The sequence below is a fragment of the Sodalis sp. RH19 genome, from assembly GCF_047324215.1.
GTDB lineage: Bacteria > Pseudomonadota > Gammaproteobacteria > Enterobacterales > Enterobacteriaceae > Acerihabitans.
The window spans coordinates 4,123,172-4,135,789 of sequence record NZ_CP178734.1; the positions used below are offsets into that span (position 1 = coordinate 4,123,172).

Consider the following 12,618-nt stretch of genomic DNA (forward strand, 5'->3'; position numbering starts at 1 on the left):
CCTGTCTATAATTCCGCCAGGGAGATCTCTGAAACAGCGTAGGTCCCATTGCCCTGATGGTCTGCCCGGAAATCACCCACATCGTGGAACACCAGCAATTGGTCAAAAGCATTGTTAAATTTCATCACCATCTGTTTTGGTTTGGGCAGAACCGTATCCGTCAGGATGAACCGGCCTATCGGCAGCCGCGCATAACCAAGCGAAAAAACGCCTCCGGTCTCCTCGCCGCCGCCAATACGGAATATTTCAATATAACCATCGGCAAAACCTACCGCCACCAGCGCGTTCAGGGCTGAGAACGCGGCGCTCACCATTCTGCCCAATCCAATGCCCTCGCAGAATAAGGGCTGGCTGCGTGGCAATAGGTGTTGTTTATTGTTGGTCGTATCATGTAACAGGATTTCATGGTCGGCCATATTCACATCGCGCTTAACAAAACCAAGAAAACGCTGGTCGGGGGACACAAAATCCGGCTGGAAACCCTCAGGCGTCGCCCAGCGTGGATGGTCGTCTTCCAAAAAAGACCAGTGCTTTTCCCATGGTGCGTATAAATCGCCCTGGTTTGTAACCCACAACGCCCGGCCGGGGACAAAGATACCCGTCAGCAAGGCTTCTTCGAAGAATTCTTTATCCTGTCCCGCCGACGGACTGCCCATAAACGGCAGATGATAATATAAAGCCCGGATCCTGCCTTGTGTGCGCTCGGTAACCAATACGACGATATCGCCGTCCGGTGAAACGATAATATCGTCGACGGGATGGTGGCTGGCTTGCCGATATAGCCGGGTTTTAACGCCGTCGGGCGTCTGCGCCCAGATCTGGTTATCCCCGTCCACCCAGAAAATGGGCTGCTGTGTCTCCGCCAGGATGAATTTGGTCACTATTGTCGGCTGATTGCCGCCCGGGGCCGGAAACCAGCGACGGTATCCCGTTTCCGATGCCAATGGCGCCAGCGCTATTCCTTTCTGCTCGAAAATAACTTCATGGGCCGCGTCTTCGTTAATGAGGGTTGCTCTGCAATCGGGGCCTTGGGTTATCAATAACGGCGGGAAAAAGTGCCATGGATGATCAGCGATGAAAGCCAATTGCCTGCTTGACCACGGGTTGCCTTGCGAACGGTCGCGCTGGCAGGCCGCCACCACATTAACCAACGTGGCCCAGAGCGCCAAAGGCGGGTATTCCGCCGTCCACTCCGCCGGCAGGGTTTTATCCATTTTAAAGGTACGCAGCGCACTGCTTGAGGCGTGCAGGATCTCGTCTCGCCGCAGCGGATCAAGACGCAGCAGCAACGCCACCTGCCGTAAGCGGGTACGAAGCGGATGCCCCTGGGCCAACGCCGCGTCCTGAGTCGCGTTTTCCCTACGGCAAAGCGCCGCCAGGGAGGGAAACCTGCTTTTTGCATATGTCCGTGCGGCGAGTTTCTCAAACCGCGAGAGCGAGCCTGCGTCATGACCGGGCGCGGGAGGTCGGTCGCTTATGTCAATGATATCGAAGCAGCCCGTAAATAATTCATAACGCAGGGTCCAGTAACTATTAACGGACCCCGCCTCACCCTCGTCCAGGGACAGTGTGTGATAAACCCCGTTAAACGGCGCGATATGTAAAAACCGCCCGCCGAGATTAAGGAACATTTTATTGCCGTAGCGGAAGGCGCCGTTCACCAAAGGCGGCAACAGGATATTAATATAAGGCTCCTGGGTGGCCTGGGGATGATCGGCAATTTTCCGGCGCAATAATTCACCGATATGGTGGGCATTGAGCGGTTCGCACGGCGAGGCAAAAACGAAATCGCCCTTACCAACCTGATATGCCACCCGGAACACCGGCGCGTTAGCCTGCGCCGGGTGGCACATCAGGAAGGTGGCGGCGTTTTTTTCGGGCAATAATAAATAGCGCGCATCGCCTATCTGCACGTCCAGGTGCGTTTCGTCATGGATCAGGGCGTTAAAACCCGTGGATTCATCTTCATTGAGCGTATAGTTAGTCAATAACTGATGCCAGTCCAAAACCCGCGGCAGAGCGGCTTCGCGCTTTTTTTGATGCCGCATTGGCGTGAAACGCAGCGAGAATGTCCGGTCGTTATCGCCCGTGTGGATCATGGCAATGGCTTCGCCGCTTCGGCGGACGCGCACCTGCGCATCATCGAGATTATCCGCCGGCATCAGGGTGCCATTGTCCCTGGAGAAAGCCCAGCGTCTGCCGTTGATCTCAAACATCACCCATGTCTTGTCGGCTATATCCAGAATATGGAGCGGATGCACAACCAACAAATAAATAGGCGTGCTGCTGGAAAGCGGCCAAAAAAGCTGCACCTCTGTTGCAGGAGGTATTTCGGCATTTTTTTCAATCCTGAAATCCGGCAGGCTATATTCGGCCAGATTACACACGGCACTACCCGTTTCCAGACAATAGTATTTCTTATAAATACCGAACTGGCTTTGCAGATCCATTTGGACAAACAGCAGCTTGCCGTCGGGGGTACGCTCACCGGTCTCAACCGCCACTATGCTGCTGTTTTGTACTTTCGCCACAGGATAGATGACGCCCTTGATGGCCACGGTTAAAGGGACCCTGCCCTCGGCGCCAAAGACTATTTTTGCATCCTGTACGTGGATTGCGGGCACAAATTTCGGCAGTCCGCTGGTCACTTTTGCAATATTGGATCGCCACGCCACCACCCCGACGGTCGTCCTGCCAAGGAGGGCCAGATACAGGCCTTTAGTCAATATACTCAGCGATCGGGCGGCGGCAAAACCAGGGTCGACACTTTTCAGTATGCCTTTTCCCACGGTATCCATAAATGGCCATAATTGGGCGTGGGTAGCCTCGATACCCCCGGCGAGTTGTATCCTTGTCGGCACTATATTCCTGAAGACTTCTTGTCCCGAGGCGCTGAATACCGGCCCGCTCAAGGTCCTGGCGGCGCCAATCGCCGCGCTCCTGAACAACCCCAGACCGGCCCTGACGCCGGTAAACACCAGCGGCAAGCCCACCAGAGCGCCGTCCATCAGGCATGAGGTAAAGGCATCCTGGGCTTGTCCGGCGTGCAGGGCGTTGGCACAACCATAGAAAGGGATGATAAGCCCCGGCAACGATGCCATAAGGTGATGAAAACCAGACTTCTCCTCTTCGTACCCCATTTCATGGATTTTGAGCCGGTAAAGCTGGTAATGGAAATCGGCATAACGCTCCAGAAACAGGGACAATGTTTCATTCGGCTCTTTTGAGATGCCGGTATTATTTAATGGCAGAAGGGTAAATTCGTGCTGCGAGACCCGCTCCGGGAGCGGCCAGTCCGCCATAAACGGCATCAGGGTGCCAAGATGCGGATCATTAACCGCAATCTTGCGCAGCAGATAGCCCATATCTGTGATCCGAAGTGCAAATAGCCGGCGATCGCTCCCCTGACCGCCCTGGAAAAAAAACGTATCCGGTTTACTAAGATAATGAATAGGCTTATTTGAATAAAACATATCCTGTATGGTCCGGCGCTGAGTCAGCCGCGGGGCCACCCATTTAATTTCCGCTCCTTGCAGAAACCGCTCATCATCCGCTTGTAGATTATCATCAAGAACATCACTGGGCATAAATACCGCTTCCAGCAGCGCCGTGTCCAGGGCGCGGATTTTCATCGCGAACCGGTCCACCTCCCGACGATAAAAAGTATCCAGATTCGGGATCGACGCACCGTTAGCCACGCATTGCAGGGCCGTGGACGATCTCATTAACTGCCCGACAGGGTCCGGAGCATGCGATGGGGGGTCATGTCTATCCAGATTGTCATAGCCCATAATGAGAGCTTGCGCGCTGCCGCAGTGCTGCTTGAGTAATTCCTCCGCCGCCGACTTGCGCGAACGCCATATGGGCCGTTGAAAATTGATTTTGTAATAGCTAAAACTGTCATAAAGATGTTGCGCGGTGAGATGCCGCTTTTCCAGATCGGCCTTAAACCAGGCAAACACTTCATCCAAGCTGCCCTCGGCCATTATCTGCCCAATGCTCAGTTCAGGGCGGGCGCGCAAATAATACAACACCAATCCCAGATACATTGTCGATTCCGCGCTTGTGGCCAGCAAGCCATGCCAGGATGTACTGACCAGGCCAATACCTAATTCAATCAGGGATGACAGGGATGACGATATAAGGTTATCCGGGTTATCAAGCACAATTGCCCGGGCGCCGAAATGCAATAATGTCCAGGTCAGGCTGCCGACCCACAAATTATCGAGATCAAGGATGGCAGTCTGATTTTGCGCCATCCATGCCGGCTGGTCCTTGACGTGAAAATAGCTTTTCAGATACAGCGTCGGAATTTCCATTGCCTCGTACTTTTCCTGCCACAACCATTTATTCCGCACATAACTTTCTGACAACGGCCATGTTTCCACCAGGGCGGCAAACGCCTGGTGGGTGATGCTGCGATTAGCATCAAATAATTTCGCTATGCGCAGAGCGATATTGTCTTCCCTGAAAATAAGCTGGCAAAGCAGTTGTCCTATCAGTCCCTTTTGCTGTAAAGGCCTGAGTGTCTCTCCCCTGCGTTCTCCATAGAGCTGACTGCCGTACAACGTCAGTCGGGCAACATCAGGCATAAGCTCCGGATGCCGATCGATGCTGTCGATAATTATTATGGCCAGATGTTTATCATCCGTGAAGTCGGGATTAATTCCGACGCCTATATTTTTATTAAGGTATGTGGCAATGCGATAATTTCTTTCGGCGGCGTAATCGTGCAGGGCTGGCAAAGCCTCGCGTTTTATCCTTCGCTCCGGAGGGAGGAATGGCCGTGGGAAAGAAGAAGACATTGCCGGTGGTTTTACCTGATGTTGCTGTGCTACTTTTAAGGAGGACACCAGCAAAAGACCATAGAGGATGCGCTCGAAAATATTTTGGGGCTGATTTAGCGTGGCTATTTGGCGAGGCTTATCATCAAGCTGCCGGCTGCTTTCTTGTTTGAGAACGTGCGCCCTATGGAAAAGTTCTTCTCCGCTAAGAATGGCATTATTTCGCTGCGGGGCATGGTGATATAGGTACCCGGCAGTTAAATTATTATTTAATTTGTTATGGCCTTTCTTTTCATAGTCAGGGTACGCCTGCGGCGGCCATAGCGATGGAAAAATAGTGTTCATTTTATTTCCCCCAATGATGATAATGGATATTTTAAAGATATTTTTATATAGCACTCGCGTTGTTAACCCAAAATACACACCGGGCTATTGTAAACACTAATAACATATATTTAATATATAAATTACCTTACAGAATTCACGATTAAAAAATTGATTAATATACAATAGCTAAATTAATATCTTATTAAAGAAAAAATCATATAAATTACTCACAAATAAAAACCTTCATCAGCAATAAACGTTTCCAAAAGCGACATTGACGGCGGGAATGATAAAAACCCGCCGCATTCCTTTTTTGATTTTTTATTGGATTGTCAGCAGCCGGCGCGCCTGAAGCCTTTGTAAAGGCTACCTTGGCCCAGGTTCCCTTCCCGAAGGACGCTGCCGGCGCTATTATTATCGCAGCCGCCCGGCCATCACGGGCGCCATCACTCCGCTCCGGACAAGGATTTATCTCTGAACGCCTACGCCTTATCCACGGGCGGCGATCGGGTCAGGGCCTGCCCTTGCCCGGTAGCGCCCCCGGCCAGTCCTTTTGCCGCGCAGATCAGCGCCAGATGGCTCAAGCCCTGCGGCATATTGCCGCGCCAGGTCTGGGTTTTAGTATCAAACATCTCATTGAAGATCTGCACATTCCCCGTCTGGCAAAGCGTCGCTAAAATCTCTTCCATGGCGTTATCCGCCGCCGCCTGGCGCCCCATATTCGCCAGCGCTTCCACCAGCCAAAAGGCGCAGGCGACAAATGCGCTTTCCTCTTTGTCCATGCCGGAGTAGCGATAAACCAGCGGGCCGCCCTCGCCAAGTTCCCGCTGGATAACGCCAAGCGTGGAGAGCATGCGTGCCGGATTGACCTTGCTGCCATAATAGTGGGTCAGCGCGATGGCTGCGTCCAGCCTGTCGCTGCCGGCGTAAAAGGTATACGCATGGCGCTGTTCAGACCAGCAGTGCCGCTCAATCCAGGCGCTGATGCGGTCGCGCTCCCGTTGCCAGCGCCCTTTCCAGGTCGGTTCGATATGGCCCGCGTCCGCCAGGGCGACAGCCTGGTCCAATGCCAGCCAGCAGGCCATCTTTGAATGCGTATAATGCTGTTTTTCCGGCAGTTCCCAGATACCGCTGTCCTGTTCGCGCCAGCTGTCGGCGCAGCGGTTGGCGAGATGGCCCAACAGCCGCGACGTTGAGAGATCCAGGATATGACCGGCATCGATAAAGAGGCGCGCGGTAGCCAGCATATCGCCATACATGCTGAGCTGGACCTGGTCGCTGGCATTATTGCCGGACCGCACCGGCTGGGTGCCCCGGTACCCTTTCAGCGGCAGGAAGCGCTCCTCGGGCACCAGCCCGCCCTCAAGGGTATAGCAGGCGCGCAGTACGCCATCATGGCGGATAATGGTATTGGTCAGCCAGGAGAAGGCCGCTTTGCAATCCTCCAGCGCGCCAAGATAAACAAACGCCTTGATGATCAGGCAGGCGTCGCGTACCCAGGCATAGCGGTAATCGTAATTTTTCCCGCCGCCCAGCCCTTCCGGCAGCGAAGCGGTGGCCGCCGCGGCCAGCGCGCCGGTGGGCGCATACCACAGGAACTTCAGGGCCAGCGCTGAACGCTTAACGTGATCGGTATAAGGGCCATCCCAGGTAAGATTATCCGCCCAGTCGCGCCAGGCGCGATCGCTGGTCTCGATACGCTGGTCAATCTTCGCCAGCGGCGGCACCGCCAGCGGCTCCCGTTCCGTGGCCACCAGCGCCACCAGCGAGCGGGACTCGGGGCGGGTAATAAAAAAGCCGCTTACCCCTTCATCGTCGCTGCCGGTAAGGGTGATATCGTCGGAAAAACGCAGCATCGCCATCAGATCGCCAAGATGAAACACCGGTATGCCCTGCGCGTCATCCAGCCAGGGCGACTGCGTTTCGGCGCGCGTACCCAGCTTTAATCGCAGCAGCATGCGCACCGTCCCTTCCAGCCCCTCGACGCGCCGCGCCAGTTCGTTCCACGGCAGGCGGCCCGCCAAGGTACTGTTCAGCGATTCCGTTATCCGCACGCTGCCGCTTGCCGTCTCGTAATGGGTTTCCAGCACATTGCTGTCCCGGCGGTAACCGCGCCGCATACGCCAGGCCCCCTCCGGAACCAGCTGAAAATACCCGCCGATACCGGCATCAAGTATGCGGTCGAACAGCGGCGGTGAATCGATATTGGGCGCGCACCACCAGTCAATGGCGCCGTCCGGGGCGATCAGCGCCACGGAACGGCCCTCGCCAATCGCGGCATAGTCGCCCAGCTCCGCGTACCCCTGTTCCCGGGCGGGTGAGATAAAGGTTTTGTTCTTCACAACTGGCTGATTCCTGGCTCATCAATGAACGCCGGCGGCCGCGGCGTGGGATACGATTAAGCGTAGTACAACTGTGATCATTGTCACAGGCTTCAGCATTCCAACACCCGGCGCGCTGCCGGCGCCCGGGAATAAACCCCTGATCCCCTAGCCAGGAGTTAATGGGCGGGATGCCACAAGTGGCAGTGGTACTAAAAACCGGAGGGGCTACAATTTAACAAACAGCCCCTGTTAGCCATAGAGGTAACTTCTTACTCATCAACATCAACGCCATTTACCTTGATACGGATCATATCCAGAATGTCCCGCACTTCAGCCGACATTTTATCGTGATCATTCCACACTTGAGCAAAGCCATACGACCTGGATATACACAGAACTGAAAAGCTGGCTGCTATCGATGAGGCATTGAAAAAGAACAGCGCTGAACATCCCGTGTTTTACGAGGATGAGATGATATCGATCTCAATCCTAAAATCGCCTTCGCCATCGACTGTGGCGAACGGGAAACAGTGGATTGGGAGGATACACGGCCGCATCACCAAGCATGGCAGTGCGCTTACTACGTACAATGATATTATCATAGCGATAATTATTATCAAGACATAGAACCCTTACATGTTAGTGGCGAGGTTTCTTGATTATACATTGTTGCGCTATATTAAGTTTAATGTAAAAAACTGATTTCATTCATTTATATAACTGACCTGTTTCAATAATTTTCAATTTTATTTCGTTTGTTAATTATAGTAGACTGTTATTAGCCCTAAAATACTTGATGTGGTGAAATATGGAATTTAATATAGGTACTCCTTTATTGTATGTACTATTAGCTTTATTTTTTGATATTACTAATAGCGGAACAACCAATAAGGCATTTTATCTGTTAATAATCGGTCCTTTTTTTTCAAATATCTACATTTATTTATGGGAAAGAGGGTTCACTTTCGATAATATAACTCAGGACGAGGTTTATAGTTTTTTTTACTCCTCTTTTATCACCATGATTAGTGCAATAATCATATTCTTTATTTATCGTTTTATAAAGAAGGGAAATCATAAATTATGAATTGTTCAAAGGGATCAGAGAATGCGCAAACGGCATGTTCTATAAGTCGGGATATGATGATTGGGGCAGCAGGAGGGGCAGCAAAAGCCGGCGTCCCAGGTGCACTGATTGGCGCGGGTGTAGCAGGGGTGCAAAATGTGAGTCTTCGATTAATGGATCATGGTCCAGTCAATGTCCGTATGCCTAATGTTCCTATGAATCCCTCTCATATAGGACAAAGTGGTAATAATTACGGCGGGATGCCAAACTTGCCGATGGGACCGTCATGGACCCAGCGGCGATAACGAGTGATGTTGAAAAGCGATCTCTAGGGTAGGTCTTTTATAAATTCGACCTACCTTATTATGTCAATTGAAGACATTATCTCGATTAATATCAATCTCGGCATGTAAAACCCACTTATCTGCTGATACTGGCTATTTTATAAGCAATGTGTATTTACTCCATACCATCCAGGTTACTGACCCAATTCACGCAGCAGCCTGGTGTTGATAAACAGCTTTTCACGGCCAACAGTCATTTCCTCCAGTACGCCAATAGTTACTAACTGTTTGAGATATATTGATGCCGTTTGGCGTTTGGCCACACCTCGTTCAACAAGGTTATCGATCCGGCAATACGGCTGCGCAAAAAGCGCCTGGATAAGTTCATGGGTATAGATTTTCGGCAGTTGCTCGCGCACATACGCTGTGGTTTCTGCCATCAATTCTCTGACAACCGATATCTTATCAGTCGTCCACCGAGACGTGTTCCTCACTGCCTCTAACATAAATAAAATCCACGATTCCCAGTCACCCTCTTCTGTCACCCTGCGCAGGAATGTGTAGTAATCATCACGCCTCTCCAGGATAAAGCGGGACAAATACAGTATAGGCAGCGAAAGCAATCCAGCCTGAATCAGGTACAGGATATTCAGGATACGACCCGTTCGCCCGTTCCCGTCCGGGAACGGGTGGATGCACTCAAACTGATAGTGCGCAATAGCCATTTTCACCAGCGGATCTAAATCATCATCACCCTGTATAAACCGCTCCCAGTTCGCCAGTAAACTACGAATGGCGTCCTAACCCACCGGCGGCGTATATGTTTAAAAAATCGCGTTTTATCGACAGATTGCCGGAGCATGTCGATATCGTAAACAGGTTCGGGCCGTATATTTAAAAAAATCATTTTTATCGACATATTCGGTCTTAACAACTGACGGGGATAAAATTTATGTTTGAATTCAACTTAATAGAGAGCTGAATGTTCCCGAGCCCAGGCACTATGATTTAGAGAAACCAGCCTGACGGCTGGTTTTTTTGCTTTCAAGGTATTCAGTTTTCCTTAACCATATCCAGTTCCTCGATAAATTTCACCCCGTCATCAGTACGTATCCAGCGCGGCGCGCGCAATTCGTCAGCGAAATACACCACCAAATCAAACAGCAGCCCGGCCAGAACCGGCTCCATCTCCGGCGATAATTTACGCTCCGCCAACAACCGCGCCAGCGCCTGGCCGTACCCGCAGAGCAGATCGGCATCGGGTTCAAAGCGAGGGGAGGTCATGGGCAGGTCATCCACGGTCAGGCTTTCAATCAGATGAGATGGGATGGCATTGTCCAACGTGGGTCGCAACTGCGCCAGGCAACGGTCAAGCCGTGCGCTGAGCGCCTGGCGCTGCGCCGGATCGTCGCTTTGCAGCAAAGCGTCGGCCAGATTTTCACAATGACCTGCCAAAACGGTGAAATCGGTGGTTGAATTGAAAGGGATGGAAAGTAACGTGTGAGTTCGAGTGGGGATCGTAGCCATTAGGCAGCCTCCAGTATGTTATGTCTTAAACCACCACAGCGTAGAGACCAATCTAGCGGGTGATGGACTGAACGGAGTTGGTCTTACCGGCCATACTGGACACCGGCGCACCTTGCGGTGCCCCCGTCCAGCCCACCATTGAAGTGGAAGACAATCAACCATCGCTCCCAAGGGCCGGACATACAACATAAAAAAAGACGCAGGCGCGTCATATGTCGCCAGTATGAATCTCGGGAGACCAATCCCGACGCCTGATTTTGCAGGCGCAGCTAAAAGATACCGTTAACGGTAATGAACCGCAAGGGATTTCGAAGGGAGAATGCATGCTGACAAATTAATTTAAATATTATTTATCAAATACTTATTTAATTAAGAGATAACCTAATCTCGCCCCTTGAAAGTAATGAGCAGCAAAAAGTCTCAGCATGAAGAAACCGAGACTACTGGTTTTTCAATGCTGAATGGTGGAGCATTATCTACAGCATTCAGCGAGATATCTTTTATGCCGCTGTCGGGGCATGGTTGTTCGGTACTCGCTCTGGCTGCGCTCCGCTTCAGCCATGACGCGATGTAGCTCTCATGCTGAACCTCTTCGACAATCCCCAGATCCGCAATCAGAAATGAGCTTCCCAGCTCGGCATTGAGGCGGGAGGATCACGCCTCAGTGAGGACATGCCTCTCCCGCCCACCGAACCGGACGTGATGTAGTAGAGTAGAGCGCCCGTGAGTTACTGTCTGTAATAGCATTTTTCCGGACGCTTACCGACAATCTCTATTGAGATGGTTTCTAAGTCTGTCCGGCACAATCAAACTAACACCTTCAAACCATGTTTCTGCACCACGGTAAGCAGCTTCAGCGATGACCCGCTAGGGCGTTTTATGCCGCTTTCCCATTTCTGCACCGTCGAAACACTGGTGTTCAGGTAGCGGGCGAAAACCGGCTGGCTGACGTTCAGCTTCTCACGCAACGCCTTAATCTCAAGGGGTTGAAGCTTGTCCACGCTGCTGAGGCACTCTTTGTCAAAGTTACGCATCGTTTCCTGTGGGATAGCATCGACGCTGAATAATCCAGAAGCCGCGCTGTGGATGGCTTCAAATGCAGGACTCTTGAATTTACTTTTTGCGGTCATGGCAAATCTCCACCCGTTCTTTATTCTTAATCAGTGCCGTAATTTTTTTCATCGGCAAGAGCGGCAAAGTGCTTCGCCAACTCACGGGAATCCGGCCAGTTCTCGATTATCAATGTTCGCCATACCCTGCTTGGCATACAGAAACGTGTAATACCAATGCTGTGCGCCTTTCGCCAGTATGATGGCGCGATCGCGATTCTGGTTCAGCCGCTTCTTATAAACGCCGCCGCCCAGATCGTCAGCTTTCCCTTGCATTACCGCCTCAATAGCCTGACATAATTCGCTATCCTTGATGGCGTGGGATTTAGCCGCCTTAGTGAACCATTTGGTTTTGAATACATGCATCAGGCCGACATCCTGCAATCTTAACTATAGCACTAAGTGCTAGATTACTCTCTTTTCTGGCAGAGTCAAAGCACTTGAAACCTGCAAAACTTTGTCTTATTTCTGACCACGAAGCCCTGCTGTCGATGACAGCCACCAATGTTTCCAGTAGCGGGATGTTACGAGTGACCGGTGAGAAACGCCGTAAGATAGTATGACTTTCTGTGAGACAGGTGCTGGCCTGGCGTGAAGTATTTAACGCGGGTTATAACATTACTGTCAGAGCCGCATGGGTGAGGCCAGTTCCGAGGCCTTTGAACGGGCCTCATCGTGAGGACAGAATTTGTCCACGGTTTTGGGGGCAGTCCAAGCACTGCTTTAGCAGTTGTGCACGACCTAAATGGGCAATGTGCGGCACTACATGAAACATCTTTCCTATTAACCTTCACCTTGTTATTTTATAACAAACAGATGAGGGAACTATGAAGACTACATTATTTAAAGATTTCACATTTGAGGCAGCACACAATCTACCACATGTCCCCGATGGTCATAAATGTGGAAGACTCCATGGACACTCCTTTGTTGTTCGCCTTGAAATCACTGGTGAGGTGGACAAACACACCGGATGGATTATCGATTTTGCAGAGTTGAAAGCCATTTTTAAAACCACTCTGGATCGCCTCGATCACTACTATCTCAATGATATTCCTGGTCTGGAGAACCCAACCAGCGAAGTACTGGCTGAATGGATATGGAATCAGGTTAAACCGCAACTCCCTATCCTGAGTGCTATTACCGTTAAGGAAACCTGCACTGCGGGTTGTACTTATCGCGGTGAATAGCCCGCGA

5 protein-coding genes and 4 pseudogenes are annotated in these 12,618 nt (G+C 51.4%); 2 read left to right on the top strand and 7 right to left on the bottom strand.

The features are described 5' to 3' along the window. Positions 1-5: 5 nt before the first annotated feature. Both ACL2XF_RS18640 and ACL2XF_RS18645 read right to left on the bottom strand, forming a co-directional pair. Entirely contained in the window at positions 6-5,207 is a 5,202-nt protein-coding gene (locus ACL2XF_RS18640; protein ID WP_413727325.1) for a hypothetical protein, read from the bottom strand. Positions 5,208-5,593: 386 nt separating this feature from the next. Next, positions 5,594-7,453 carry a glycoside hydrolase family 15 protein gene (locus ACL2XF_RS18645; protein WP_413727326.1) on the bottom strand — a complete coding sequence of 620 codons (1,860 nt, stop codon included), beginning with the start codon at positions 7,451-7,453 and terminating at the stop codon, positions 5,594-5,596. Positions 7,454-7,819: 366 nt separating this feature from the next. Here ACL2XF_RS18645 and ACL2XF_RS18650 point away from each other — a divergent pair. Continuing rightward, a pseudogene (locus tag ACL2XF_RS18650) lies at positions 7,820-7,932 on the top strand (IS630 family transposase); the annotation flags it as partial. A gap of 1,047 nt (positions 7,933-8,979) precedes the next feature. Here ACL2XF_RS18650 and ACL2XF_RS18655 read toward each other — a convergent pair. From ACL2XF_RS18655 to ACL2XF_RS18675, 5 genes and pseudogenes are all read right to left on the bottom strand, one after another. After that, positions 8,980-9,606 (bottom strand): annotated as a pseudogene (locus ACL2XF_RS18655) (Fic family protein); the annotation flags it as partial. 232 nt (positions 9,607-9,838) lie between these two features. After that, positions 9,839-10,312: a hypothetical protein gene (locus ACL2XF_RS18660; RefSeq protein WP_413727327.1), complete on the bottom strand. Its 474-nt coding sequence runs from the start codon at positions 10,310-10,312 to the stop codon at positions 9,839-9,841. A gap of 552 nt (positions 10,313-10,864) precedes the next feature. Then, positions 10,865-10,957: pseudogene (locus ACL2XF_RS18665) on the bottom strand (zincin-like metallopeptidase domain-containing protein); the annotation flags it as partial. 161 nt (positions 10,958-11,118) lie between these two features. Continuing rightward, positions 11,119-11,442 carry a helix-turn-helix domain-containing protein gene (locus ACL2XF_RS18670; protein ID WP_413727328.1) on the bottom strand — a complete coding sequence of 108 codons (324 nt, stop codon included), beginning with the start codon at positions 11,440-11,442 and terminating at the stop codon, positions 11,119-11,121. Then, positions 11,426-11,787 (bottom strand): annotated as a pseudogene (locus ACL2XF_RS18675) (type II toxin-antitoxin system RelE/ParE family toxin). The gene ACL2XF_RS18670 and the pseudogene ACL2XF_RS18675 overlap by 17 nt, the downstream one beginning before the upstream one ends. A gap of 461 nt (positions 11,788-12,248) precedes the next feature. On the opposite strand from ACL2XF_RS18675, the gene queD reads away from it, so the two are divergent. Continuing rightward, complete coding sequence (queD, locus tag ACL2XF_RS18680) at positions 12,249-12,611, top strand: 6-carboxytetrahydropterin synthase QueD (protein WP_009114672.1); 363 nt, start codon at positions 12,249-12,251, stop codon at positions 12,609-12,611. The last annotated feature ends 7 nt before the right edge of the window (positions 12,612-12,618 follow it).